We start from the raw sequence: 25,006 nt of genomic DNA, 5'->3' as shown, positions 1-25,006 counted from the left end.
GCGCCACCTACCCGGAGTTGACCATGCACTGAGCCCTTTCCGCACCTAGCACGTCACGATCTGAAATCGTTTTCATATTCACATCCAGGTAAACCTGGAGGAGACAATCCCATGCACATTAGCCTCAAGACCGGCCTTCTTGCCATTGCACTCGCCTATTCGGCGCAGGCCAACACCGTCGTCACCCTGGCATCCTTCCCCGACCATGACCGTACCTCCAAGGTCGGGCTGGCTGCCTTCAAGAAGTTGCACCCGGAGATCGAGGTCAAGGTCGTGAGCCTTGCCTACCCCGACCACCACAACGCCATGACAACCGCGCTGGCGACCGGCTCCAACCTGCCGGATGTGATGGCGATCGACTTCGACTTCATCGGCAAGTTTTCCGAGTCCGGCGGCCTGGAAGACCTGGCCAAGGCGCCCTACAACGGCCTGCAGAACAAGAACCTGATCTCCCGCTTTTCGCTGCCGCAGGGCATCAGTGACGGCGGCGTGCTGGCGGCCGTTCCGAGCGACATCGGCCCAGGTGCCCTGTTCTATCGCAAGGACCTGATCGAAAAAGCCGGCGTGACCGAAACCGATCTGACCAAGTCCTGGGAAAGCTATATCGCCGCCGGCAAGAAGGTGAAGGCCGCTACAGGCGCCTACATGCTGGCCAACGCCGTCGACCTGAAGGACATCATCATTCGCGCCAACCTCAAGGATGGCGAAGGGATGTACTTTGACAACGCCGGCAATGTGCTGGTCGACAACGCCCGTTTCGTGAAGGCCTTCGAGGTTGCCAAGGCAGCGCGAGTAGCCGGCATCGACGGCAAGATCGGCGCCTGGTCCAACGAATGGTCGGAGGGTTTCAAGCGTAACCAGATCGTCTCGCAGATGATGGGAGCCTGGCTCGCCGGCCACCTGAAGAACTGGCTGGCACCAAGCCAGAAGGGATTGTGGCGCTCGGCCCAGCTGCCCAACGGCGCGTACGCGTCCTGGGGTGGCAGCTTCTACGCCATTCCCAAAAAGACCGCCAATAAGGAAGCCGCCTGGGAGCTGATCAAGTTCCTGACCCTGAACAAGGAACAACAGATCGCCGCCTTCCGCGAGGTCGATGCCTTTCCCTCCCTGATCGAAGCCCAGAACGACAGCTTCGTCGACGAACCCATCGAGTACCTCGGCGGCCAGAAGGCGCGCCAGCTCTGGCGGGTCGCTGCCGGCAAGATTCCATCCGCCAGCGTCGACAAGTTCGACAACGTCGCCAAGGAAATCATCAACGCCGAGCTGGAGAAAGTGCTGGAGCAGAACAAGGACATCAAGACCGCGTTGGCCGATGCCAAGGCCGCGATCAAGCGCCGCGTCCGTCGCTAAGCCCTGCCCTTGTGCCCCCGGATATGGCCTGGCGGCCGTATCCGGGCTGCGGCAGAGGCGATGCCATGCCGCAGCACCTGATCCTGATTCGTACGTTGCAAAGAGACCTCGCCATGTCTTCGCTGACGCTGGATAACACCGTGGAAACGTCCAAAACTCGCCGCCGCAAGCTGCGCCCCTGGGATTGGGCACCGTATGTGTTCATCAGCCCCTTCTTCATCCTGTTTGCGGTGTTTGGCGTCTTCCCGATGCTGTTCTCCATCTATCTCTCGTTTCATAGCTGGGACCCGGCAGCCGGCCTCGCTGCGATGAAATGGGTGGGGATAGAGAACTACACCTATACCCTGAGCGACGACTGGTTCCAGAAGTCGCTGTTCAATACCGGCTGGATCGCCGTGGTCTCCGGTGCACCCCAGCACCTGATCGCCATTCCGCTGGCCTTCTTCCTGCATACCGCCTTCGGACGCTGGCGCAACGCCGTGGTCGGCTTCTATTTCCTGCCCTTCATCACCTCGTCCGTCGCCATTGCCCTCGTGTTCGGCACGCTGTTCTCGCGCGACTACGGGGTGATCAACCAGATTCTGACCCAGCTCGGCCAACTACCGGTCCTGGAGTGGTTCTTCCCGCAGCAGAAGATCGACTGGGGTCAACCGCAATACACCCGCTGGATGATTTCCTTCGTCGTGTTCTGGCGCTACGTGGGCTGGAACACCGTGCTCTACCTCGCCGCCATGCAGACCATTCCCAAGGACCTGTACGAAGCCGCCACCATGGACGGGGCCAACAAGCGCCAGCAGTTCTGGCATATCACCGTGCCCATGCTGCGCCCCATGATGTTCTTTGCCATCACGCTGACCATCATCGGCAACCTGCAGCTGTTCGAGGAGCCCTTCATCATCACGGGCGGCACCGGTGGCATTGACCAGGCTGGCAAGACGGCGGCCATGCATATGTACAGCACCGCTTTCGTCGACGGGGATTTCGGCACCGCCTCTGCCGTGGCCTGGCTGCTGTTCATCCTGATCGCGATGCTGACCTGGACGAACAACAAGCTCTTCGCCAAGAGCGGCATGAAGGACTGAACATGAAACTCAAGCTCACCCCCTCCTATCTGGGCGCCTACACCATCGTGCTGGGTGGCGCACTGATCATGCTGATGCCGTTCTGGTTCATGTTCGTGTTCGCGACCCATAGCGACGCCGACATCCTGAGCGTGCCGCCACCGCTGTGGTTCGGCGACGCCTTTCTCGACAACATGAAGCTGCTGCTGACCCGCCTGCCCTACTTCTGGCACAACCTGGGCATGAGCTTTTATGTCGCGATCGCAACCACCATGCTGAACCTGTTCCTGTGCAGCCTGGCGGGCTACGCCTTTGCCATGTTCGACTTCAAGTACAAGGAGTTCCTGTTCGCCGGCGTGCTGGGCACCATGCTGTTGCCAGCCTTCCTGAGCATGATCCCCTCGGTACTGATCATGACCGGCCTGGGCTGGATGAACGAACCCCGCGCCTTGATCGTTCCCGCCGCCTGCGGCGCCATGGGCGTCTTCATGATGCGTCAGTTCATCGGCTCGGCCATTCCCAAGGAACTGATCGAGGCAGCCCGTATCGATGGCTGCGGCGAGTTCGGCATTTACTGGCGCATCATCGTGCCACTGATCACGCCGGCCTTTGGCACCCTGGGTCTGGTGACCTTCATCGGCGCCTGGAACAACTTCATGGGCCCGCTGGTGATCATGAACGATATGGCGATGTACACCGTGCCGCTAGCGCTACGCTCACTGGCCGGCACCGGCCAGGTGCCATGGGGAGCCATTTCCGCGGGTTCTGCCGTGGCCGTACTGCCCCTGCTGGTGCTGTTCGTCATTACCTCTCGCCGCCTGATCGAGGGCCTGACCGCCGGCGCCGTCAAAGCCTGACCCCCATCGTGACGGATGGCTCACGCAGCCATCCCGCTTTAAATCAGTACGGGCCTAGTGCCCCGGAGACCCAAGCATGAGCGTTACTCGTTTTCCCAAGAATTTCCTGTGGGGCGTTGCAACCAGCGCCTTCCAGATCGAAGGTGCCGGCCAGGAGGATGGTCGCGGCGCATCCATCTGGGACACCTTCTGCGCCACACCCGGCAAGATCATCGATGCCAGCGATGGTCTTGTCGCCTGCGATCACTATCACCGCTACGCAGACGATGTTGCCCTGATCGCCTCGCTCGGCTGCAAGGCCTACCGTTTCTCCATGGCGTGGCCACGGGTTCAGCCGCTGGGCGAAGGCGACTGGAACGAAGCTGGCTTTGACTTCTATCGCCGGCTGCTGGATGAGCTGGACCAGAAAGGGCTCGACGCCCACCTGACGCTATACCACTGGGACCTGCCCCAGGCCCTTCAGGACAAGGGCGGTTGGCTGAACCGGGATACCTGCCGTCATTTCGCCACCTATGCCGCAGAGGTCGCTCGCCGCTTCGGGCACAGGGTCAAGTCGATCGCCACGCACAACGAACCCTGGTGTACCGCCCAGTTGGGGCACGGCAACGGCCAGTTCGCACCCGGCTATGCCAGTCAGGCCATGGCCGCCCAGGTTTCGCATCACCTCTTGCTGTCCCACGGCCTGGCGATGCAGGCCATGCGCGCCGTTTCCTGCCCCGCCCAGCTTGGCATCGTCCTGAACCAAGCGCCCTCCTACCCTGCTACCGACAAGCCGGCCGACATCGAAAAGGCGGCGCTGGACTACGACCTCTACGTGAGCTGGTATATGGATCCGCTGTTCCACGGCCACTATCCGGAGCGCGCCCTTAAATACCTCGGACATCATGCGCCGCGCGTTCTTGAAAACGATTTCGTGATCATAGGGCAACCCCTGGATTTTCTGGGCATCAACTACTACACCCGCGGCTGGGCCAGCACGGACGAACCGCCCATTCCTGCGCCCTGCAAGCTGGGGGTGAACGATATGGGTTGGGAAATCTACCCCGAGGGATTGACCGACCTGCTGCTCATGCTGAAGCGGGACTACCCCTTGCCGCCGCTCTACATCACGGAAAACGGCATGGCCAATGCGGATCGCAAGGATCAAGGCGGCCAAGTACACGACCCGGAGCGGATCGAATACCTGCGACTGCACTTCGAAGCAATGCAGGCGGCGATCGAGCAGGGCGTGGATCTGCGCGGCTACTTCCTGTGGAGCCTGCTCGACAACTTCGAGTGGAATTCCGGCTACGCCAAGCGTTTTGGCATCGTCTACGTCGACTACCTCAGCCAGGAGCGCACGCTGAAGGACAGTGCGCACTGGTACCGCGAATTCATCACCAGCACCGCGCGCTGAAACGGGGACGACATCATGGCCAATCTGTCACTACGCAACATCAGCAAGCACTACGAAGGGCATGCCCCGGTCATCGAAAATCTCAATCTCGAGATCGAGGACGGCGAGTTCATGGTCCTGGTCGGACCCTCAGGCTGCGGCAAGTCCACATTGATGCGCATGGTCGCCGGACTCGAAGAGATCAGCGGTGGCGAATTGCATATCGCGGGCGAGCTGGCCAACGATGTTCCACCCGCTGAACGCGGCGTCGCCATGGTCTTCCAGAGCTATGCCCTGTATCCGCACATGACCGTGGGCGAGAACATGGGCTTTGCCCTCAAGCTCTCCGGCAAAAGCAAGTCGGACGTCGCCGCGGCAGTGGGGCGGGCGGCGGAGATCCTGCAGATATCGCACTTGCTGGATCGCAAGCCCAAAGCACTGTCGGGTGGGCAGCGCCAGCGCGTGGCGATCGGTCGCGCCATCGTCCGCAAGCCCAAGGTCTTCCTGTTCGACGAGCCGCTCTCCAATCTGGATGCCTCCTTGCGGGTGCAGATGCGGATCGAGCTCTCCAAGCTGCATCAGGAACTCGGTACCACCATGATCTACGTCACCCACGACCAGGTCGAAGCCATGACGCTCGGAGATCGCATCGCCGTCTTCAATCAGGGCCGCATGGAACAACTTGGCGCGCCGCTGGAGCTGTACGAACGCCCCAACAACCAGTTCGTGGCAGGTTTCCTGGGGTCGCCAAAGATGAACTTCGTGAACTGCCAACTCAGTCTTGCCGGAGCGCAACAGGTCACGCTGGCCGTGGCGAACGACAACCGTATCACCCTGCCCTCCCATGTCGCCGAACAAGGCGATATCACACTGGGCATACGGCCCGAACACCTGCAGATCGTCGCCGTTGACCAGGGTCTCAGGGCCCGGGTCGATCTGCTCGAGCATCTTGGCGATTCGGAAATCGTCTACACCGAGCTCGCCGGCAGCAGGCAGACCGTCGCCATCAAGCTGCAAGGAGGCCACCACGGCCTCAAGGCGGGCGATCTGATCGGCCTGCAGCCCGATCCCGGCAGAACACTGCTGTTCGGCAAGCACGGCCAGGCCCTGGGGACGTAGCCCCCTCCTCCCCCTACCACCTTCAACAACAAGGAGACGCTCACGAGCGCCTGGACGTGCTCATCTCAAGATCGGAATGAAAACGATTTCAACATGGCTGGAACAACAAAGGCCATGCGCATTTCCCCGCGCAAGCGGTTTTTCCCAGAAAACAAATGGAGACAACACGATGAAATTGACGCTCAAGCAGTGTGCAGCTGCAGTAGGGTTGGCTTGCCTTGCCGCCCCCGCCTTTGCCGACAACAACCTGGAATTCCACGGCTATATGCGCGCCGCAGTCGGTACCAATACCAAGGGGGGTACCATGGTCTGCTACGGCCTGCCCGGGGCAGATACCAAATGGCGCCTGGGCAACGAGTGCGACTATGTGATCGAACCCAACCTGATCTACACCGCCGCCAAGACCGATGAATACGGCACCTGGAAGGTCCAGTTCATGCCGTCCGTCTACCGAGGCTACGGCAGCCAGGAGTTCGGCAATACGGTGTATGACAAGGACGGCAAGCCCATCGGTACCACGCACGGCACGGATGAACTGCTGGCCCGCTACAACCAGGTCTACATCTACGGCGAAAAGATCTCGCAGCTGAACAACGGCACGGTCTGGGGCGGCCGGCGCTTTTACGACCGGGTGCAGCTTGGTATCAACGACCAGTTCCTGGAAAACCACGACAGTGAAGGCGCGGGTATCGAGGACGTGGATTTCGGCGTGGCCAAGCTCAGCTATGCCTTCCTAATGAACCCGCGCGCCGGCAACGACGTCAATGGGACCGAGATTGCCAACGATACCGGCTACGAACATGCCTTCCGCGTCACCGGCATCAAGACCCTGCCGGACAGCACGCTGGACATCTACTTCGGCTACCACGACAACACCGCGAGCAAGGACCAGATTTCCGGCACTGACTACACCAGTGGTGACGGCACCAAGCGCATCGGATTCTACCATCGCACCGGTGGCACCTTGGGTGGCGCCACCTTCCTCGGCACCAAGTTCGAGTCCGGCAAGGATTTCCGCCAATGGCGCGCCGTGGTCCAACAGACCGGCCTGATAGACAAGACCGCCTGGGACGTAATCGCCGAGTACCGCCGCAAGACCGTGACCGGTAAGGATGAAGACTGGTATTCGATCGGCGGCCGTACCGACACTCATATCGCCGGCCCCTTCCGCTTTTTGGCCGAACTCGGCCACGACATCATCAAGCCCGAGGGTGGCGAGACGCGCAACATGACCAAGCTGACATTGATGGGCGCTATCTCGGCAGGCAAGGATGCCTGGTCACGTCCCACCTTCCGGGTGTTCTACACCTACGCCAAATGGAACGAGGCCGCCCGCAAGGTACTGTCCGACAACTGGGTCAACGGCGACCGGCTGGCCCGCGTATTCGGCAACAAGCACAACGGCTCGACCATCGGTGCCCAGGTGGAGGCCTGGTGGTAAGCCTCGCCTAGGTCCCGCTGCACGAACTCACTCCTCTCTAAAGAGAGTTCGCGGTATGGCGCAAGCCATACCGCTTTTTTACATGCCACGCGGGGAAAGCCCAGGATCAGGCGAGGTAAGGTGCGACAAAGTACAGGATAAGTGCAGCCGGCAGCGCGGCCAGGGCGTCATCAAGCATGACGCCCAGGCCACCTTTCACCCTGGCGTCCACCCAGCCGATCGGCCAGGGCTTGGTGATGTCGAACAGGCGGAACAGGATGAACGCTGCAGCCCAGCCGAGCGGCGTCTGCGGCACCATGGCCAGCAGGGGCAGCATGGCCACGATCTCGTCCCAGACGATCGCGCCGTGATCGCTGACTCCCAGCGCCTTGCCGGTCCGGTCACACACCGGGATGCCCAGCAGGAACAGGGGCACGGCCAGCGCCGCTATCCACCACGGCGACAAGACCAGGCTCAGTAGAAGATAGAGCGGGATTGCGGCCAGCGACCCAAAGGTACCCGGCGCCTTGGGCGCCAGGCCGCTACCAAAGCCAAGCGCCAGAAAATGACTGGGGTGAGCCAGCAGGAACCGCAGGTCAGGTTGGCGTAGGGCAGGCATGATGCTCAGGCAAAGTGGTTGAAGCCCGTATGGGCGAGGCTGACGCTGCTTCCGGTGCAGTCGAGCACACTGACGCCGCCGCCCTCAGTCATCTGGCCGATCCGGGCCAACGGCAGGTGCAACTGCCGGCCAAGGGCCAGTATCTGCTCGCGGGACTGTGGCGCGGCGGTAAAGCACAGCTCATAGTCATCCCCGCCAGCCAGCAGGCAGCTGTCGAAAGCCGGCAAGGCACAGGCCTCGTCGCTCAATGGTGGCAAGGGTAGATCACCCAGTTGCAGTATCGCAGCCAGGCGGGAACGCTGGGCTATGTGCCCCAGGTCAGCCAGCAGGCCGTCCGAGACATCAATGGCCGCCGTCGCGATCCCACACAGCGCACGCCCCAGGGCCAGCCTGGGTTGCGGCCTATCCAGCCTGGCTTCGCAAACGGCCAGGTCGTCCAACTCCAGCTGCAAGCTCCCGTAGCGATGCCGAACCGCCATGGCTGCCGCACCGGTCGGGCCGGACAACCAGATATCGTCCCCCGCCCGCGCACCGTCACGTCGCAAGGCCTGGCCGGGTTCGACCTCACCCATGATCTGGATGGAAATGGACAAGGGACCACCGGTGGTGTCCCCACCGATCAGATCGACCCCATGCTGCGCCGCCATGGCAAACAGTCCGCGTGAAAAACCGGCCAGCCATTCCGGCTCTGTGGCCGGCAGGGTGAGGCAAAGCGTGAACCAGCGAGGGCTCGCGCCCATGGCAGCCATATCGGACAGATTCACCGCCAGGGATTTCCAGCCCAGGGATTCGGCATCGGCACCGGCAAAAAAATGGCGGCCCTCTACCAGGGTATCGGCGGAAACAGCCAGTTGCCGGCCCGGCGTTGGCACCAGCAAGGCAGCATCATCCCCCACCCCCAACAACGTATTCGGCGTCGGTCGGGTGAAGTAGCGCTGGATCAGGACAAATTCATCAAGCGGCATGGTCGTCAGGCAGGCCACCGGCTCGGTCCGATCACCAGGCGGTGACCAGACCCCGGTTGCCGCACCGGGCCTTAGCGACGCTTGGTCCGGCCGGCGGCAACTTCGGCCGCGCGAACTTCCAGGGCCAGCTTGTCCAGCACGCCGTTGACGAAACGATGGCCATCGGTACCGCCAAAGGTCTTGGCAATCTCGATCGCTTCGTTGATCACGACTGCGTAGGGGGTTTCCGGCTTGTGAATCAGCTCGAATGCCGCCACCAGCAGTACGGCGCGCTCAACCGGGCTGACATCGACCTCGTCACGATCCAGATGCGGTGCCAGTGCGGTCTTCAGGGCCTCCGCATCGCGCAGGGCGTTGTAGAACAGGTCACGGAACAGCGCTTCATCGGCGCGGACGAAGCTGGTGCTGCTGTCACGCAGGAAACGCTCGATATTGGCTACGCCATCGCCAGTGAGCTGCCACTGATACAGGCCTTGGACCGCAAACTCACGCGCACGGCGACGGGAGGATTTCTGCGGTGTCTTCTTGGCTTCGGGGGCTTGCTGATCTTGGCTCATGGAGTTTCCTGTCAAAGAGCAAGCGCGGCTGACGCCGCGCTATGGTTGATTCCGATTTTGCAGGCCACATCCGGCCTGCCCCGCGCCGACAGGCACAGGAGTGATGGACAAGGTGGCCTGACGGCCCACCTGATCCTTACATCTTGAAGCGTTCGCGCAAGGTCTTTTGCAGGCGGGACATCTCGACAGCCACCTTCGCCGCGTCGCTGCCCTTTTCCTGCATGCGGACCAGAGCCTGATCATCGTTCTCGGTGGTCAGGATGGCATTGGCGATGGGAATACCAAAGTCGAGGCCAACCTGGGTCACGCCGGAACCCGACTCGTTGGACACCAGCTCGAAGTGATAGGTCTCGCCGCGAATGATGGCACCCAGCGCGATCAAGGCATCAAACTTGCCCGACTTGGCCATGGTCTGCAGCACCAGCGGGATTTCCAGTGCACCCGGCACGCTGATCAGCAACATGTCCGCCTCGGCAACACCCAGTCGCTTGAGCTCATCACGGCAAGCGGTCAGGAGGCCATTGCAGACGTCGCTGTTGAAGCGCGCGGTCACGATACCGATCTTGAGGCCGGCGCCATCGAAACTGGATTCAATCTCGGGAATATGTTCAAAGCGAGACATGCGGGGCCTCAACAGCTGATTGATCAAAAAGGGTCGAAATTCTAATGACTTACCGTCATCAGGTCAAAAATCACGGCGCCATAAAGCCGGTCACTTCCAGACCGAAGCCTGCCATGCTCGGCATCTTGCGTTCGGGCGAGAGCAGCTTCATCTTGCCCACGCCCAGGGATTTGAGCATCTGCGCGCCAACGCCATAGGTGCGCAGATCCCATTTGGTCGGGTTGTTGAGTTTCAGTTCCGGCAGCGCTCGGGCCAACAGATCATCGCCGGATTCATCCCGGTGCAGCATGACAACCACGCCCCGGCCTGCTTCGTTGATGGCATTGAGGCTCTGGTAGATACCCCAGGAGTGACGCGACTGACCGGCGTCCATCCAGTCCATCACGCTGACGGGCTCATGCACGCGCACCAGCACTTCGTCATCGCAGCTGAACTTGCCCTTCACCAGTGCCAAGTGGGTCGCCGCGCTGCCCTGCTCACGGAAGGCCACCAGCTGGAACTCACCGGCAGGCGTCTGCACCGTACGCTCGCCAGCCCGTTCCACCAACGACTCGGTACGGCTACGGTACTGGATCAGGTCGGCGATCGTGCCAATCTTGAGACCATGCTGGGCGGCAAAAGGCAGCAGCTCCGGCAATCGGGCCATGCTGCCGTCGTCATTCATGATCTCGCAGATGACCGACGCAGGCAGGCAACCGGCCATCTTTGCCAGATCGCAGCCGGCTTCGGTGTGGCCTGCGCGCGCCAGTACGCCGCCCTCACGGGCCATCAGCGGAAAAATATGCCCTGGCTGCACGATATCGGCGGGCTTGGCATCGCGAGCAACCGCGGCTTGTACGGTACGGGCGCGGTCCGCGGCGGAGATACCGGTGCTGACACCCTCAGCCGCCTCGATCGACAAGGTAAAGTTGGTGCCGTGCGAGGCCCCGTTGCGCGTCACCATCAGCGGCAGCTCCAGCTGCTTGCAGCGCTGTTCGGTCAGGGTCAGGCAGATCAAGCCACGGGCATGCTTGGCCATGAAGTTGATGGCTTCGGGCGTGACATGCTCCGCCGCCATGACGATATCACCCTCATTCTCGCGGTCTTCATCATCCATCAGGATGATCATGCGGCCAGCGGCCAGCTCGGCGATCAAATCGGGAATGGGGGAAATACTGACGGACATGACGTTGATTACTTTCCGGGATGGCTGGCCACCAAGGGTGGTCAACACGCCCAATTAGACAGGCGACACGGGGACGGACCTTCGTCGCGGGTTCGTTGATCGAGGCGAATTATAGACCGGCAAGCGATGCGCCGACGGACATGATCTTCAAGCCGGTGCCGCTGCGCAGCTGTTTGTTCAGTATCTTGTAGATATCCACATCGAACACCGGCTCCGCGGGCGATGTCAGCAAGGCCTGCAGATCAGCGTCGGAAGCGACGGTGCCCAGATGGCACCAGTGGTCGAACACATGCAGGTCGCTGGCGACACTGGCGTCGGAGCGCTCACGCACGACGATCACGCCACCATAGGGCCAGGGAGAGAGTTTGAGCTTGGCCAGTACCGCACAGGCTCGTGCCTGGTGCGTGAGCATGGGTTCCTTGCCGACGCAGGCGCCCCGGCACTTGCCTACCTGCATGCCAAAGCACGGCGTGCCGGCACGGCGGCTGGCCCGTTCCAGCCCCAGCGCCGTCATGCAAAGCTTGTTGGCCTCCGCAATCTTGCGCAGGGTATTGGTGGCTTCCTTCTGACCGCCATACAGGCCGTAGAGGTTGTTCTGTCGACCGAAATGCAGATCGCGGGCATAGACCAGTTCCGGCTGGGCGCTGCCATCCTCGTTGGGCTCATAGCGCCAGGCGCATAGTTCTGGCTCGGTCCGCTGTTGCGGATTGTGCAGCGGCTGCAGGCTGCGAATTAGCCGTGCTTCAGTCAGCAAAGCGCCCAACTCGCCAGCGGTGGATACCCAGTCTATGCGCCGTGTCTGCTGCCCTAGCCGCATCTCCTTCTGCACTCGCGAACTGGCAGAAAAATATGACGACACCCGCTTCTTGAGATTGTCACTACGTGCCACATAGAGCGGCCGGTCATCCTCGCCGTACAGCAGGTAGACCCCGTGCCCATCCGGGATATCGTCCAGCGTCTCTGCATCGAGCCCCGCCGGCAGGATGGGCTGCCGGCTGATGCCTTCCAGCGCCGCGTCCAGCTCCTCGCGCGAGTACTCTCGCTTGAGCTTGACCAGGAACTGGTAGATCAGCTGCGCATCGGTCAAGGCCCGATGCCGCTCACCGGCCACGACCAGGCCGTTACGGGCGGCAACTGCGTCGAGGTTATGCTTGTACTCGCCAGGAAACAGGCGCTTGGACAATTTGACGGTACACACGACCCTGGCCTTGAAATCCAGCCCCAGGCGCTTGAACTCATTGCGCAGGAAGCCATAGTCAAAGCGCGCGTTGTGCGCGACGAACACATAGCCTTCCAGCCGCGTCAGCAACTCCGTGGCCAGCGACGAGAACAACGGTGCCGTCTCGACCATGGCGTCGGTGATACCGGTCAACTGGCTGATAAAGGGGGGGATCGGTGTTTCCGGATTGACCAGGGAACTCCATTCACTGGCCTGTTCGCCGTCCCAGGTCACGATCCCGACTTCGGTGATCCGGTCACGCTGCGCGTTGGCACCGGTGGTTTCAAGGTCGACAAAGACAAAGGGGCGATCAAGCAGACTGGTCATGGATGGGCGAAAGCTGGCTGGGCAGCAAGCTTAATCAAAGTTGCCGGACTAGGACACCCTCGTCCCATCTGGTCCGCCGGGCGGCGAGGAGAAACCTGAACGTGAACGGTACTAATCGAATATCCAGGAATAGAGGATATCGGCGGAGCTGGTTTCACCCGCGGTCAGGGCGACAGACACACGCCGCGTCAGTTGATAGGTCAGTTTGACGGCATAACCTACGCCGTCAAGGCTCTGCTCGTAACTGACATAAGCCCGGTCAGACAGGCGCTTACCCAAGCTCACCACGCGACCGGCAACGGTGCTGGTATTCCCTGCGCTATCGGTCTTGCTGTCGGATTTGTTGGTGTAGGTGTCGGAGCGGCCGATACTGATGTCGTCCAGCCCCAGCCGGCCGGCCATCTGCTGTCGCAAGCTGACCGAATCCCCGGCCGTGAACAGGGCATCTGCGGCGGTCAGCAGCAAGTCGGCGTCACCGCCACCGCTGGCGGAGCCGCGTCCGAGGATCAGCCAGGAAAGCTTTTCCGCATCGGCCATCGCCGTATCGGAGGTCAGCGTCACATTGGGCGCCATCGCCGTGCCGCCGATCTTCACCCCCACCTCTACCGGCAGGTTCTTGCGCTCAGCCAGGATATCGAGTGCCGGGTTATCAATCGGCCCCTGGAAGGTGACGATGCCGCGGCTGATCGCAAGGTTCTGGCCATGGGCCGCATAGCGCCCCTCCTCCACCTTCAAGGACCCGCTGGCGGCCAGTGCCTGGGTCGGACTGGCCGTCAACCGCACGAGACCAGACAAACGGGCATCGACCCCCTGCCCCTTGAAGATGAATTTCTGCCCCAGGTCCAGGTCCAGCCGCAAGGTCAGCAGCAAAGGCTTGCTGCGACGTTTGTCCTGCTGCGGTCGTCCCTTGACGACCACATCGTCCCCCAATACCGGCGCATCGCTCTTGGGCAGTTCGATCAGCCCCTCGTCCGCGGCCAGCTTGCCGGTCAGGGTCAACGCTTCGCCCTGCACTGCCAGGCTGCTGGTACCCGACACCACCAGATTGCGATCCGGTCGGGTCAGGGCGCCGAAATGATCGAAGGTGACATCCAGCCCCCCTTCCGGCCCGGCATCGCGCAAGGCCATCTTGCCGGCCGCAGTGACCCCGCCCTTGCCCGCCTTGAGCGAGAAGGCAGCAAGCTGGGCGGTATCGCCATCCAGCGTGGCTTCGAGATTACCCTGTTGCCAATTGATGCCCGCGTCCGGCAGACGGATCGCCACGTCCTGGGCTTTCAGCTTGCCAAACCAGCGCGGCGCGCCGATAACCCCTGCGGCAGTCAGCTCGGCTGACAGCTTGCCTTCCACCTTGCCTGTCGGGCCTAGCAGAGGCCCGATCCAGGCCAGCGACGGCATCTCGGCCTGCAGGCTGCCCTCAAGCGGCGCGCCCCGCGCCGGTTGCCAGCCGCTCTCGGTCTTCTGGAAGCGCGTCGTCATCTTGCCGGCAGCCGTCCCGAAGGCCGCGGACTTCAAGTCCACCGCCACCGTTGCCTGCTCGCCATTCAGATCCAGCTGCAAACGCGCACTCGACAATTTGAGAGGCATCGGCTTGATCGTCGGGTCATCCACCGACAAGGCCAGATCGCCCGATTGACGTTCTATCAGCAGGCTGCCAGCCAGGCGTTCGTCACCACGCAGGTCAAACCTTGCCCCCAGCACCAGGTCGGTCGCCACATGCTTGCCGATATCCGGCAGGCGCCCAAGCCACTCCGCCACCGCCACATCCCGTATATCGCCCTGTCCGGCGAAGCGGCCACCATGCCACTCGCCGTGCTGTACCCGTATCTTGGCCCCCACGGCAACGGCATCAAGCCCGGAAAGCGTGGCGCCATCAGCGCTGATCGCAAGCTGCATGGGTGCGTTGAGCCGCAAAGGCCAGTGACCACGGTTTTCCAGCGTCTCCACCCGGCCACGCCAGTTCTGTTTGTCCAGCGCCCCGTTTGCAGCGAGCACCAGATCAAAAGCCTGACCTGCCGCCTTGCCTGTACCAGCCAGATCGATGGTATGCCCCGCCTGCGTTCCCGCCAGATTCAGCCGCAAGGTATCCACCCCCACCTCCGGCGCTGTCAGATTCGCCACCTCCAGCTTGAGCGACAGCGGGCTGCTCGCCGGCTTATCGGGCGCCGCATCGAATCTAGCGCTCAGGCTGGCCCGGCCTACGGCAAGCTTGCCCGGCAAATGCAGCCCTTCACCCAGCGCAGAACCGACCAGCGAAGGCCGCCGGAAGGTGCCTGACAGGCTCAGCTGCGCCTCCAGCCGCCCTTTGAAATCGCGACCAAAATCCGCTACGTCCGGCAATTGCACATCCAGACGCAACACCTCGCCCTGTCGGCCAAAACCGCCCTGGGCATTGAGCCGGTTCGACCCCAGTTGCAGGGCGGCCTTGATATCGTCGAGTTGCTCACCTTGCCAGCTTCCCTGCAGCTGGCCGGTCAAGGGCTGCCCATTGAACCGGCTGGGCTGGAAGACCAGCTTGCCTGCAAGCCCCATGGGTTTAGCGAGCTGGCCATTGAAAGCCAGATCTGCGTTGAGATTACCGGCCGGCAGCTTGTAGTCCAGCAGGCCAGACAAGGTGGAAGGATCAAAACCCGCCAGCTTGCCTTTGAGCGTCAGCGCCTGCTTGGCCGCCAGCCCCAACTGCCCCTCCAGCACCAGCGAACCTTCCGCGCTATCGAGCTCGATACGCCGGGCAATCAACTGGCGCCGCTCCCCACTGCCCTGCAAACCGATATCGAGCTTGGCCGACAGACGTTGGTCGCTGATCGCCCCCGTAATGTGAGGCTCGGAGGGGCTGCCTTGCACCGCCAGCTTGCCGGTCAAGGACATGGCAGGCCCGCCAAACCTGCGAGGGTCCAGCTTGCTCAACACCACTACCAGATCAAGTTTGTCGAGGCTTGCCTTGCCAGTCACATCCACCTTGCCCCCGGCAGCATCGGCCTGCAATTGCTGTATCTGTACCTGCTGGCTGTCCAGCAGCAGCTTCGATTGCACCTCGGCCAGCGGCAATCGACCGGCGAGCCAGTCGCCGGCCAGCGGGTTTTTCAGCGTCAGCGTAGCCGCCACGGCTTCCCCTCGTGGCTCGGCCTGCAATGTCAGATCCAGCGCGGTACGGGGTAGGGAGGTAGACAGCACGCGCAGATCCATCGCCTCGGTATCGAGCCGGCCAGTCTTGAGTATGCCGTACGGTGAGGGGGAGAATGGCTGCAGTCCCAGGTCGAAGTCCGCCTTGAACGGCTTCGCGCCCTGCGGGCCACCCGCACCCTTTCCTTTCAGGGTGAGTGCCTCCAGGCTATGGGAGATTGCCATATTCACCTGCCACGGTGCTCCCTCTGCGTCACCGTGGACGGCCAGCTTGCCGTCAACGGGAAAGGGGCGGCTACCACCGAGCTTGAGCGTCCCCTCCCCAATGAACCAGGGGGTGTTTGCCTGTAAGAGTTGCAGCCGATGGTGATCGCCGTCGCTATCGAGCTTCAGGCGGGTCAGCTTCAGTATCTGCTGGCCATCCACCGTCAAGCCCTGCAGGGATGCATCCTCCACCGTGACCGCCAACGGCAGTGCCAGCGACGCCGGTACCGTGACCGGCTCCTCGTTAGGCTGGGTGCTGATCTGTAATTTCCCCAGCGCAAGGCGCTGCACCTCGATACGCCCTTCGAACAGCGCCCCAGGCTGCCAGCGCAATTCGGCCCGATCCAGCCTTACCTTGCTGCCGGTGGTATCCACCCGCACATCCAGCAAGCGCAGCTCATGCCAGATCGTGCCTTCGACGTGCGCAACGGAAACACTGCCGCCCGAAAGACGCTCGGCCAACTGGAACAGCAAGCGGGTACCGCGCTCGCTCGCAGTCAACAGGGCCAGCGCCGCCAAGCCCGCCACCAACGCAAACAGGATCAGCTCCAGCCATAGCGGGCCGAGCCGCAGTCGGCGGCGCAGCTTGGCAGGACGATCAGGTTTGGCCTTGGAAGGTGGTGCCGCTTGGCTCATCGTCAGAAACCAACCCCCAGGGAAAAATGCAACCTGACCTTGCGATCCGCAGCCCCGTAGGCGACGTCCAGCGCAAACGGGCCCACCGGGCTGATATAACGCGCCCCGACCCCGTAACCCTTGTAGGCCTTGAACGACAACCAGTCATTGGCGGCATTGCCGACGTCGGCAAACACGGCCGCACGCCACGGTCCGACCACGCGGTGCTGGTATTCAGCGCTACCCGTCAACAACAGTCGCCCACCTTGCACAGCACCGTTTTCCGCCTTCACCCCCAAGGTCTGATAACCATAGCCCCGCACCGAGCCGGCACCGCCAGCGCGGAACAGCCAATCGCTCGGTACGCTGTCGGTATTGTCTGCCAGCACCTGGCCGGCTTCGCCCCGGAACAGGACCAGCCCCTTCTCGCCCAGCGGGTGGTACCAGGCTGCCCGTCCCCAGGCCCGGACGAAGTTCGTATCGGACAACAGCGCCTTGGCGGCACCGCCCAGTTGCCAGCTCAGCAGCAGACCACGCTGCGGATCTGCCGGCTTGTCGAGGCCGTTGCGCGTCCAGGACTGGGAGAAGATCAACGCCTTGTTGAATTTGGTTTCCTCACCATCCAGCCGTTCATTGGCATTGGTGTACTGGATGGCCTGGGTCACTTCGATCCGGCCCTTGAGCCGGCTGCGCTGCACGCCAAGCGTCTGGGTCGTCTTGTCGAGGCCGGCCACATCCGAATGCTCCACCTTGTAGCTGCTGCCATAACGATAACCGTCAAGGTCCACCGGTAGCTCGACGCCTGCATTGAAGGTTTGTTCCCGACGTTGCAGATTCAGATTGAGACTACCGATCCAGCCCAACTGGCGCAGATTGCTGTCGCGGAACGCCAGGCTCGCGCGCGGTCCCTTGTCGGTATCGAAACCCACACCCGCATCGGTCTTGTAGCGAGGGGCTTCGGTCACTTCCAGCCTGACCGGTACATTCTCCGGTTTGGCCGAATCGATCGGTACGTCCAGGAACACGCTGGCGAAGTAAGGGGTGTTCTGCAGGGCCGTCTGGAAATCCAGCAGCTTTTGCTGGCTGTACGGCTCACCGGCCTGGAAGGTCTGCAAACGCTCAACCAGCTTGCGGGGGTACTTGTTCAGGCCATTGACGGACAGGTCGCCAAAGGTGAACCGCGGCCCGGAGTTGTAGACCACGGAGAGTTCAGCCGTAGACTGGACCGGATCCACCTCGGCGCGGCTGTCCTTGATGGCGGCAGCAGGAAAACGATCGATCAGCAACGCCTGCAAGCCGCGACGCTTGGCTGCATCCCAATCGGGCTGGGTGAAGTTGGCGCCGATGGGCAGGGGCCAGACTTCCAGCAACTCTGCCCAGCGGGTCTGGAAATCCGGCTCCTGCCGGATGGCGCCTTCAATTTGCAGCTCGACGTCCCGGATGGACGTAGGCTCGCCGGGTTCAACCGTAAAACGGAGCCGCCAGCCAGCACGCTCGGGCTGCATGACGGATTTGACCTTGGGATTGAAGTACCCCTGCGGCGCAAGCAGCGCCTCGATCTCCCTGGGCGTTGCCTCATACAGCCTATCGAGCTGCTCCTTGTCGATATAGTCACTGCCTTGCCAGCGCAGTACCCCCAGATTGTTGCGCAACAGATCTGCCAGCGGCGAAGGGGCGTCGATCTCGACATGGTATTCGAGGCCGGCAGCAAAGGCTGGCTCGGTCAGCAAGAGCACAAGCAGCGCGGAAGGAAGAAGTCGTTTGAAACAAGGCACAGCGGGGAGTGTAGCGAGGGTGCGCGGTATCGTCATGGTTCATGTAAGCAAACATCGCCGTCTGGCGCCAAGGATGATGGTTTAAGCGACACTCGGCATTTCCACCCCCATGACACCGGCGTACCATGAACAAGCAGCGGCTTATGAGAAGAACCGGTATCAGGTGTAGCCAACGGCAGTCACACCATGAATGTTTCAGGTACATCAGGCGCGAGTAGCGTTTATTACACGACGACCAGCGTGCGTCTGCACAGCCCTGGCTGCACCTGTTCGCTCTGTAGTCCCACACCGGTCGACACGAGTTCCCCCACGGCCGACATCCAGTCCCAGGAAGGCAAGACGCAGCTCACCCAGGTTGGCAAGCAACTGTCCGCCGATGAGCTGGCCCAGGTCGAAAAGCTGAAGGCGCGGGATCGCGAGGTACGCCAGCATGAGCAGGCCCACCTGGCTGCCGCGGGTGGCTTGACCATCAGCGGACCAAGCTTTTCCTACCAGCGCGGACCCGATGGCGTGAACTACGCGATCGGCGGTGAAGTCAGCATTGATACCTCACCCGGCAATACACCGGAAGAAACACTGCGCAAGGCGCGCCAGATCGAACGCGCGGCGCTCGCCCCCAAGGATCCCAGCAGCCCGGATCGCTCGGTCGCCGCCCGGGCACGTCAGATGGCGCAGGAAGCGCAGTTGCAGTTGGCAGAGCAGCCCGGAGCCGCATCCGGCAAGGGTGAGGATTCCGATGCGGCCGACAAGCCGGGCGGCGCCACCACGGCGGGCAACCGCGCGCAACAGGCCTACCAGACGCAACAGGATGGCAACGTGAACTACAATTCCATCAGCGCTTACGCCTGAACCCAGTCGCCCCGCCCCACACTCTCCGCTAGGATACTGGTTTCTTGCGCGCCCCGCCCTCTCCGGTCGTCGCATGCAGCCTAATGCGGAGCACATCATGCCTCACCCCAAGCACCTGACGCTGCCCAGCGGCACCTCATTGACCGAGACCTTGCTGGCCGAGCAGGTATTCCCGCTGTTCAGCAAGGTATTGCACCGCGAGAGCCGGGATATCTACCTGGCCAACCATTCACTGGGCAGGCCACTCGATGCCACCGAGGCGGATATCGCCGAAGGATCGAATGCCTGGTTCCAGCAGCTCGACGGCGCCTGGTCTCCCTGGTGGCAGGAAATGGAGAACTGGCGCAGCAACACGGCCACCTTGCTGGGCGTAGCACGGGCCGACTGCATTGTTCCCAAGACCAGCGCAGGTCAAGGTCTGCGCGCCGTCCTCAACAGCTATGCGACCGTACCACGCGTCCTGTCCACCAACGGCGAGTTCGACTCGATCGACCATATCCTCAAGCAGTATGACCACCGAGGCCGCGCCGTATTGACCACGGTAAACGCCAGGGAGAACGGGCTGTTCCATGTCGACGACCTGATCGCCCGCCTCGACAGCATCGACCTGGTTGTCGTATCCCAGGTCTTCTTCGCCACCGGCCAGGTGCTCGATGGCCTGGAGCGCCTGGTCGCCGCCGCCCACGAGGCCGGTGCCCAAGTCTTGCTTGATGTCTACCACGGTTACGGCGTGTTGCCACTGGACCTGACGGCGTTGGATGTCGACTTTGCCATCGCCGGCAGCTACAAGTACCTGCGCGGCGGTCCGGGCGTCTGCTGGCTGTACGTCTCCCCTGAGATGCTGGCGAGCGGCATGACCACGCTGGATACCGGCTGGTTTGCCAAGAAGGACCCCTTCAGCTACCGCAGACCGGTTCCACCGGAGTTCGCCAGCGGCGGCGATGGCTGGCTCGAATCGACGTTCAACCCGCTGGGCTTCTATCAGGCCCGGGCCGGCCTCGCGCTGGTCAGTGAACTCGGGGTGGCGCGCTTGCGCGAATACTCCCTGCAGCAGAAAGGATTCCTGTCCGCCCAACTGCAGGAACGGGGCATACGGCATTTTGGTGCAGGCCATGACTTTGGTGCCTTCATCACCGTCCCGCACATACAGCCCATGCAATGGTCGGAGACTTTGCGGGCAGCAGGCGTCAATGGCGACGCCCGTGCCGCTGGCCTGCGCCTGTGCCCGGATATCCTGACTACGGAACGGCAGATGATCGATGCTGCCGACACCCTGGCGCGCAGCCTTACCTGAATATGCGCCGGGGACAGCCAAGCCGGCCCGCAAGTTATCCATCAGTATGGCTGCGGCTCACCATCCGGCGCCCCTGCCAGGCAGGTCGCGCCTTCTACCCAGGAATGACCCAGGAAGACAATGCTGGAAGCCACCCGACGGCGAGTCGCAGAGCTTGGCCCACCGTTTGAGCTGTTGTTGATCAGCGAGGTACTGACCCTGCTGTCCTTGCTGCTAGGCCATGTCAGTGTGGCCTGGTGGATCGCGGAGCAAGGCGGCGCGCACCATCTCGCCATCTACGGCGTGGTGATGTCGATCACCATGTTCATCTCCATGCCCTTGCTGTCGCCGTTGGGTGACCGGCACGCCAAGCGCGACCTGCTGGGTTGGGGCCTGCTGGTTTTTGTGGCAGAAACCTTTCTGCTCGCCTTGATGGCACAGTTCCTCGGCTATCACCTGTTGCCTTTGTTGCTACTGGAGATGACCGCAGTGATGGCACTGGCCATCATGCAGCCCGCCGCGATGACCATTGCCGCAGAACTGGTCAGCAGCGATCAATTAGCCGACGCCATGAGCCTGCAAAAGACCGCCCAGGCCTTGGGTCGCATGCTGGGTCCCGCGCTGGGCGGTATGGTATTGGCCCTCTCCGGCGTGAGGACGGCGCTCTGGCTGCATGTGATACTGCTGGCCGTTGCTGCCTGGGCGGCGTTCCGCATCCCTCAGGGGCCCCACCACGCACCCAATCTGGACGCCGACTGGCTGGGCGAAATGCTGGCGGGCCTGCGCGCCAAATGGCTGATCCCGGTCGAGCGCTACTGGACCGGCCTGGCCTTTTGCACCATGTTGTTCTTCGGTCCGGCCGTCGGCATGCTGGTGCCGCTGCGCATCCAGTCCCTGCAATGGTCTGCCGCCTGGCTGGGGTGGTGTGAGGCCGCCCTGTCCGCCGGCATGCTGGTGGGGGCCTTCTACTTTGCCCGCCTGGCGACGGAATGGCTGGGACGTTACCGCGCCGCCGTCGCAGCCCTGATGGGCGAGGGCATCGCACTGGGCCTGGTGGGCGTACTGGATGCACGTCTGGCGCTGCCGCTGTGCTTCTTTGTTTCCGGGGTTTGCCTGTCAGTCGTGCAACTGGTGGGCCAGACTCACCGCATGCTGGCGGTGCCTGACGATTTTCGCGCACGCTTCAGTGCCAGCAACCTGATGGTCATGCACATGGCCGGCGCGCTAGGACCTGCCATCGCCGGCATACTGCTGCTGCACGGCAATGCCGCACAGCTCTACATCGGCTTCGGTGCGGCCCTGTTGCTCTGCGCTGTCTGCTATCCATTGCTGCCAGGCTATCGCGCCTTCCTGTCGCTGGACCATGACATTGCCAAAAACTGGTACGGCCAGCATTTCCCGGCCGCCTTCCAGCGGCGCAAGGCCAGGATCTGACGCCTCTCCGATCAACACGCCTCAAGCCCGCCATGTCCCCTGCCACCCTCTATGCCCTTGCCGCCATCCTGCTATGGGCTTCGCTTGCCCTGCTGTCGGTGCAACTGGTCCATGTCCCACCCTTCCTGCTGGTCGGGCTGGCGCTCTGCATAGGCAGCCTCTGCGGCCTGCCCCGCTGGCGTGAATGGCGGGTACCGCCGCAGACCTTGCTGCTGGGGTGCTACGGTCTGTTTGGCTACCACTTCTGCCTGTTCATGGCACTACGCTACGCGCCGGCACTGGAAGCCAACCTGATCAACTACCTGTGGCCCTTGCTGATCGTGCTGTTGTCGCCCTTGCTGTTGCCACCAACCAGGCTGGCGCCCCGGCACTGGCTGGCCGGATTGCTGGGCATGAGTGGCTGTGTGTTGATCGTGCTCGGCAAAGGGCAACTCTCCCTGAACGGACAACACGGTCTGGGCTATGCGCTGGCGGCCATCGCCGCCTTGATGTGGTCGAGCTACTCCCTGCTGACCCGCCGGGTACCGCCCTTCTCGACCGGCGCCATCGGCGGCTTCTGTCTGCTGTCCGGCTTGCTGGCCCTGCTCGCCCATGCCGCGCTGGAACCCGCCTATGTCCTCAACAATACAGAATGGGGTTGGTTGGCCGTGCTGGGTCTGGGGCCGATGGGTGCGGCATTTTTTCTGTGGGACGCAGCGTTGAAGCGAGGGGATGCGCGGGCGATCGGCACACTCGCCTATCTGACACCCCTGCTATCCACCAGTCTGCTAGCCTTGCTGGGCAATGGTCACTTCAGTTGGCAGACCGGTGTCGCCCTGGTCCTGATCCTGGCGGGCGCCTGGCTGGGCAGAAGCCGTCAACCCTGAGCAGGCATGGCCTGTTCAATCGTTGAGCAGGCGCTGCAATTGCCGCTTCAGCACATGCAGGATGGCTTCCTTGTTGAGGTCGGGATTACGCAGGGCGCGGATACGCAGACCATCGAAAGTCGCGATCAACAGCTCCGCCCGGCTGACCAGCTCATCCTCCGACAAGGCCGGGCTGTTGCCTCGCCCTTTCCGTATCATTTCGCACAGCCGCTGCAAGGCATGCCGATCAGCATCGTGTACCAGGCCTGCCAAAGCCGGGTTTCGGGTGGATTCCACCAGCACCTCAAGCTTCAGCGCGGAACTGCGCCGGTCAAGGCTGCGTTCCATGCCCTCGCCCGCGTGTTCCACCATGGCATGGTAGACATCCGGTGCGCCCTCCAGCGTGCTGATATTGGCCAGGACCTCCATCATCTCTCGCTCGACGATGCCACCGATGATGGCGTCCTTGCTGTCGAAATAGTTGTAGATATGGCCGGCACTCATGCCGGCGGCCCTGGATATATCCGCCATGCTGGCACCGTGAAAACCCTTGCGACGGAAACACTCCGCCGCCGCGTCCAGTACTTGCTGGCAACGCGCTTCGGCCCGGCTGGGTTCGGTGGAAGATTTGCAGTCTGGGGCAACCATATATGCCTCCTCCAGGCACAACGACAGGTTGGTGGTCTATGGGTCTGCGCACCACCAACCCTGTCAACTTGAAGATTTTATATTCTAATGTTTTGCAGCGGCCGCGATCTTAGCGGGATTGGCACCATTCGTCTCTTGCCATCCCCCGCCGAGCACCTTGTACAAGGTGACCAGATTGGCCTGCCGCGTCTGTCGCACCGTGATCAGGCCTTGCTCGGCGGTGTACAGCGAGCGCTGCGCATCCAGCAAGGTCAGGTAGCTGTCCACCCCCTTGCGGAAGCGGGCGTCAGACAGATCGAGACTCTGCTGCGTCGCGCTGACCAAGGCAGTCTGTGCCGACAGTTGCTCCTCCAGCGTGCTCTGCTGCGCCAGCGCATCCGCTACTTCGCGGAAGGCCACCTGGATCGCCTTCTCGTACTGCGCCAACTTGATGTCCCTATCCACCTGGGCAATCTTGAGATTGGCCCGGTTGGTACCGGCATCGAAGATCGGCAAGCGGATCTGGGGCACAAAGCTCCAGGCGCGCGAGCCGGTATCGAACAAACCTGACAACTGGGCGCTGGCGGTGCCAACGCTGGCTGTCAGACTGATACTCGGAAAGAACGCCGCCCGTGCGGCACCGATGTTGGCGTAAGTGGCCAGCAGGGCATGTTCGGCCTGTAGCACATCTGGCCGACGCTGCAGCGTCTCCGATGGCAAGCCGACCGGCAGCTCGCTCAAGCTGGAAACCTGCTGCGTCAGGTTGTCGGGCAACAAATTCGCTGGCGGCACGGTACCGAGCAGCACCGACAAGGCGTTCTGGTCGATCGCCACCTGGCTGGTATAGCGGGCCACATCGCCGCGCGCGGATTCAACCCCGGTCTGGGCCTGGCTCAGGCTCAACTGGGAAGCCGCACCCAGCTCGAAGCTGCGCTGGGTCAGTTGCAAGGACGACTGTCGACTGCTGAAGGTTCGTTGTGCCAGGCCAAGGCGCTCGCGATCAGCCGCCAGGTTCAGCCAGGCGGCGGCCACATCGGCCACCAGGCTGATCTGGCTACTGCGCCGCGCTTCCTCGGTACCCAGGTATTGCTCCAGAGCGGCATCCTTGAGATTGCGCACCCGACCGAAGAAATCCAGCTCGTAGGCACTGATGCCTAGATTGGCGCTGTACTGGCGGCTGACCAGGCTCTGGCCCGAGCTATTGAGGTCACCCGGCGTACGGGCGGCGCTGCTACCGCCGGTAACATTAAGCTTGGGGAAGAGATCGGCGCGCTCGATCTGGTACTGCGCCGTCGCCCGCTCGATATTCAAAGCGGCCACGCGCAAGTCGCGATTATTCGTCAGGGCGAGTTCAATCACGCCTTGCAATCGCGCGTCGGCAAAGAAGCTGCGCCAGCCGATGTCGTCGACCGCCGGTTGCGCATCGGTGTGATTGCCCACCCAGGCGGCCGGTACCGGTGCCTGGGGACGTTCATAGTGAGGGGCCAGCGTGCCGCAGCCGGCCAGCAGGGCGGCGCTGACCGCCGCTGCGATTGTCAACTTGGGCAT

Annotated in this window: 20 protein-coding genes; 10 read left to right on the top strand and 10 right to left on the bottom strand. The window is 62.4% G+C overall.

Annotation, left to right across the window (positions count from 1 at the left end):
* Positions 1–111 precede the first annotated feature (111 nt).
* The 6 genes from ACYVHK_RS20720 to ACYVHK_RS20695 all read left to right on the top strand — a co-directional run bounded on the left by ACYVHK_RS20720 (position 112) and on the right by ACYVHK_RS20695 (position 7,203).
* The gene (locus tag ACYVHK_RS20720; RefSeq protein WP_460536071.1) at positions 112–1,350 is read left to right on the top strand and encodes an ABC transporter substrate-binding protein; all 1,239 of its coding nucleotides are present in this window, start codon (positions 112–114) and stop codon (positions 1,348–1,350) included.
* Between the two features lie 65 nt (positions 1,351–1,415).
* Positions 1,416–2,432 (top strand): carbohydrate ABC transporter permease, encoded by a 1,017-nt coding sequence (locus ACYVHK_RS20715; protein WP_460536069.1) that lies wholly within the window; start codon positions 1,416–1,418, stop codon positions 2,430–2,432.
* Positions 2,433–2,434: 2 nt separating this feature from the next.
* Complete coding sequence (locus ACYVHK_RS20710; RefSeq protein WP_460536067.1) at positions 2,435–3,268, top strand: carbohydrate ABC transporter permease; 834 nt, start codon at positions 2,435–2,437, stop codon at positions 3,266–3,268.
* A gap of 76 nt (positions 3,269–3,344) precedes the next feature.
* Complete coding sequence (locus tag ACYVHK_RS20705) at positions 3,345–4,664, top strand: beta-glucosidase (protein ID WP_460536065.1); 1,320 nt, start codon at positions 3,345–3,347, stop codon at positions 4,662–4,664.
* A gap of 15 nt (positions 4,665–4,679) precedes the next feature.
* Complete coding sequence (locus ACYVHK_RS20700; RefSeq protein ID WP_460536063.1) at positions 4,680–5,762, top strand: ABC transporter ATP-binding protein; 1,083 nt, start codon at positions 4,680–4,682, stop codon at positions 5,760–5,762.
* Positions 5,763–5,931: 169 nt separating this feature from the next.
* A complete protein-coding gene (locus ACYVHK_RS20695) occupies positions 5,932–7,203 on the top strand; it encodes a carbohydrate porin (protein WP_460536061.1) in 1,272 nt (423 codons plus the stop codon).
* 106 nt (positions 7,204–7,309) lie between these two features.
* Here ACYVHK_RS20695 and ACYVHK_RS20690 read toward each other — a convergent pair whose 3' ends face one another.
* From ACYVHK_RS20690 to ACYVHK_RS20655, 8 genes are all read right to left on the bottom strand, one after another.
* Positions 7,310–7,801, bottom strand: coding sequence for a phosphatidylglycerophosphatase A family protein (locus ACYVHK_RS20690; protein ID WP_460536059.1), 492 nt, complete (start codon positions 7,799–7,801; stop codon positions 7,310–7,312).
* A gap of 5 nt (positions 7,802–7,806) precedes the next feature.
* Positions 7,807–8,766: a thiamine-phosphate kinase gene (thiL, locus tag ACYVHK_RS20685; RefSeq protein ID WP_460536056.1), complete on the bottom strand. Its 960-nt coding sequence runs from the start codon at positions 8,764–8,766 to the stop codon at positions 7,807–7,809.
* 71 nt (positions 8,767–8,837) lie between these two features.
* Positions 8,838–9,323, bottom strand: coding sequence for a transcription antitermination protein NusB (nusB, locus tag ACYVHK_RS20680; RefSeq protein ID WP_460536053.1), 486 nt, complete (start codon positions 9,321–9,323; stop codon positions 8,838–8,840).
* Positions 9,324–9,459: 136 nt separating this feature from the next.
* The gene (gene ribH, locus ACYVHK_RS20675) at positions 9,460–9,945 is read right to left on the bottom strand and encodes a 6,7-dimethyl-8-ribityllumazine synthase (protein ID WP_460536051.1); all 486 of its coding nucleotides are present in this window, start codon (positions 9,943–9,945) and stop codon (positions 9,460–9,462) included.
* A gap of 70 nt (positions 9,946–10,015) precedes the next feature.
* The gene (gene ribBA, locus ACYVHK_RS20670) at positions 10,016–11,110 is read right to left on the bottom strand and encodes a bifunctional 3,4-dihydroxy-2-butanone-4-phosphate synthase/GTP cyclohydrolase II (RefSeq protein ID WP_460536048.1); all 1,095 of its coding nucleotides are present in this window, start codon (positions 11,108–11,110) and stop codon (positions 10,016–10,018) included.
* A 109-nt stretch (positions 11,111–11,219) separates the two neighbouring features.
* Positions 11,220–12,656 carry an exonuclease domain-containing protein gene (locus ACYVHK_RS20665; RefSeq protein WP_460536046.1) on the bottom strand — a complete coding sequence of 479 codons (1,437 nt, stop codon included), beginning with the start codon at positions 12,654–12,656 and terminating at the stop codon, positions 11,220–11,222.
* Between the two features lie 111 nt (positions 12,657–12,767).
* Positions 12,768–16,676, bottom strand: a complete 3,909-nt coding sequence (locus ACYVHK_RS20660) for a translocation/assembly module TamB domain-containing protein (RefSeq protein ID WP_460536044.1) — start codon at positions 16,674–16,676, stop codon at positions 12,768–12,770.
* 2 nt (positions 16,677–16,678) lie between these two features.
* On the bottom strand, positions 16,679–18,391 hold the full coding sequence (locus ACYVHK_RS20655) for an autotransporter assembly complex protein TamA (RefSeq protein WP_460536042.1): 1,713 nt from the start codon (positions 18,389–18,391) through the stop codon (positions 16,679–16,681).
* Between the two features lie 279 nt (positions 18,392–18,670).
* On the opposite strand from ACYVHK_RS20655, the gene ACYVHK_RS20650 reads away from it, so the two are divergent.
* From ACYVHK_RS20650 to ACYVHK_RS20635, 4 genes are all read left to right on the top strand, one after another.
* Positions 18,671–19,279, top strand: coding sequence for a putative metalloprotease CJM1_0395 family protein (locus ACYVHK_RS20650; RefSeq protein WP_460536039.1), 609 nt, complete (start codon positions 18,671–18,673; stop codon positions 19,277–19,279).
* A 97-nt stretch (positions 19,280–19,376) separates the two neighbouring features.
* The gene (locus tag ACYVHK_RS20645; protein WP_460536037.1) at positions 19,377–20,573 is read left to right on the top strand and encodes an aminotransferase class V-fold PLP-dependent enzyme; all 1,197 of its coding nucleotides are present in this window, start codon (positions 19,377–19,379) and stop codon (positions 20,571–20,573) included.
* 120 nt (positions 20,574–20,693) lie between these two features.
* Positions 20,694–21,986 (top strand): MFS transporter, encoded by a 1,293-nt coding sequence (locus ACYVHK_RS20640; RefSeq protein WP_460536035.1) that lies wholly within the window; start codon positions 20,694–20,696, stop codon positions 21,984–21,986.
* A gap of 32 nt (positions 21,987–22,018) precedes the next feature.
* Positions 22,019–22,852 (top strand): DMT family transporter, encoded by an 834-nt coding sequence (locus ACYVHK_RS20635; protein ID WP_460536033.1) that lies wholly within the window; start codon positions 22,019–22,021, stop codon positions 22,850–22,852.
* 15 nt (positions 22,853–22,867) lie between these two features.
* On the opposite strand, the gene ACYVHK_RS20630 is transcribed toward ACYVHK_RS20635, so the two are convergent.
* Both ACYVHK_RS20630 and adeC read right to left on the bottom strand, forming a co-directional pair.
* Positions 22,868–23,479 carry a TetR/AcrR family transcriptional regulator gene (locus tag ACYVHK_RS20630; RefSeq protein WP_460536031.1) on the bottom strand — a complete coding sequence of 204 codons (612 nt, stop codon included), beginning with the start codon at positions 23,477–23,479 and terminating at the stop codon, positions 22,868–22,870.
* 84 nt (positions 23,480–23,563) lie between these two features.
* On the bottom strand, positions 23,564–25,006 hold the full coding sequence (gene adeC / locus ACYVHK_RS20625) for an efflux transporter outer membrane subunit (RefSeq protein WP_460536029.1): 1,443 nt from the start codon (positions 25,004–25,006) through the stop codon (positions 23,564–23,566).

The organism is Chitinimonas naiadis (assembly GCF_054780835.1).
The sequence above is the reverse complement of the archived record's forward strand: the minus strand, read 5'-3'. Positions and strand labels throughout refer to the sequence as shown.

Bases quoted from the DNA above. Each gene is read 5' to 3' on its own strand.
- ACYVHK_RS20635 (WP_460536033.1), top strand. From the start codon at position 22,019: ATGTCCCCTGCCACCCTCTATGCCCTTGCCGCCATCCTGCTATGGGCT.
- ACYVHK_RS20720 (WP_460536071.1), top strand. From the start codon at position 112: ATGCACATTAGCCTCAAGACCGGCCTTCTTGCCATTGCACTCGCCTAT.
- ribBA (WP_460536048.1), bottom strand. From the start codon at position 11,110: ATGTCCGTCAGTATTTCCCCCATTCCCGATTTGATCGCCGAGCTGGCC.
- adeC (WP_460536029.1), bottom strand. From the start codon at position 25,006: ATGCCCAAGTTGACAATCGCAGCGGCGGTCAGCGCCGCCCTGCTGGCC.
- ACYVHK_RS20695 (WP_460536061.1), top strand. From the start codon at position 5,932: ATGAAATTGACGCTCAAGCAGTGTGCAGCTGCAGTAGGGTTGGCTTGC.
- ACYVHK_RS20645 (WP_460536037.1), top strand. From the start codon at position 19,377: ATGCCTCACCCCAAGCACCTGACGCTGCCCAGCGGCACCTCATTGACC.
- ribH (WP_460536051.1), bottom strand. From the start codon at position 9,945: ATGTCTCGCTTTGAACATATTCCCGAGATTGAATCCAGTTTCGATGGC.
- thiL (WP_460536056.1), bottom strand. From the start codon at position 8,766: ATGCCGCTTGATGAATTTGTCCTGATCCAGCGCTACTTCACCCGACCG.
- ACYVHK_RS20710 (WP_460536067.1), top strand. From the start codon at position 2,435: ATGAAACTCAAGCTCACCCCCTCCTATCTGGGCGCCTACACCATCGTG.
- ACYVHK_RS20690 (WP_460536059.1), bottom strand. From the start codon at position 7,801: ATGCCTGCCCTACGCCAACCTGACCTGCGGTTCCTGCTGGCTCACCCC.
- ACYVHK_RS20660 (WP_460536044.1), bottom strand. From the start codon at position 16,676: ATGAGCCAAGCGGCACCACCTTCCAAGGCCAAACCTGATCGTCCTGCC.
- ACYVHK_RS20700 (WP_460536063.1), top strand. From the start codon at position 4,680: ATGGCCAATCTGTCACTACGCAACATCAGCAAGCACTACGAAGGGCAT.
- ACYVHK_RS20640 (WP_460536035.1), top strand. From the start codon at position 20,694: ATGCTGGAAGCCACCCGACGGCGAGTCGCAGAGCTTGGCCCACCGTTT.
- ACYVHK_RS20665 (WP_460536046.1), bottom strand. From the start codon at position 12,656: ATGACCAGTCTGCTTGATCGCCCCTTTGTCTTTGTCGACCTTGAAACC.
- ACYVHK_RS20630 (WP_460536031.1), bottom strand. From the start codon at position 23,479: ATGGTTGCCCCAGACTGCAAATCTTCCACCGAACCCAGCCGGGCCGAA.
- ACYVHK_RS20715 (WP_460536069.1), top strand. From the start codon at position 1,416: ATGCCGCAGCACCTGATCCTGATTCGTACGTTGCAAAGAGACCTCGCC.
- ACYVHK_RS20705 (WP_460536065.1), top strand. From the start codon at position 3,345: ATGAGCGTTACTCGTTTTCCCAAGAATTTCCTGTGGGGCGTTGCAACC.
- nusB (WP_460536053.1), bottom strand. From the start codon at position 9,323: ATGAGCCAAGATCAGCAAGCCCCCGAAGCCAAGAAGACACCGCAGAAA.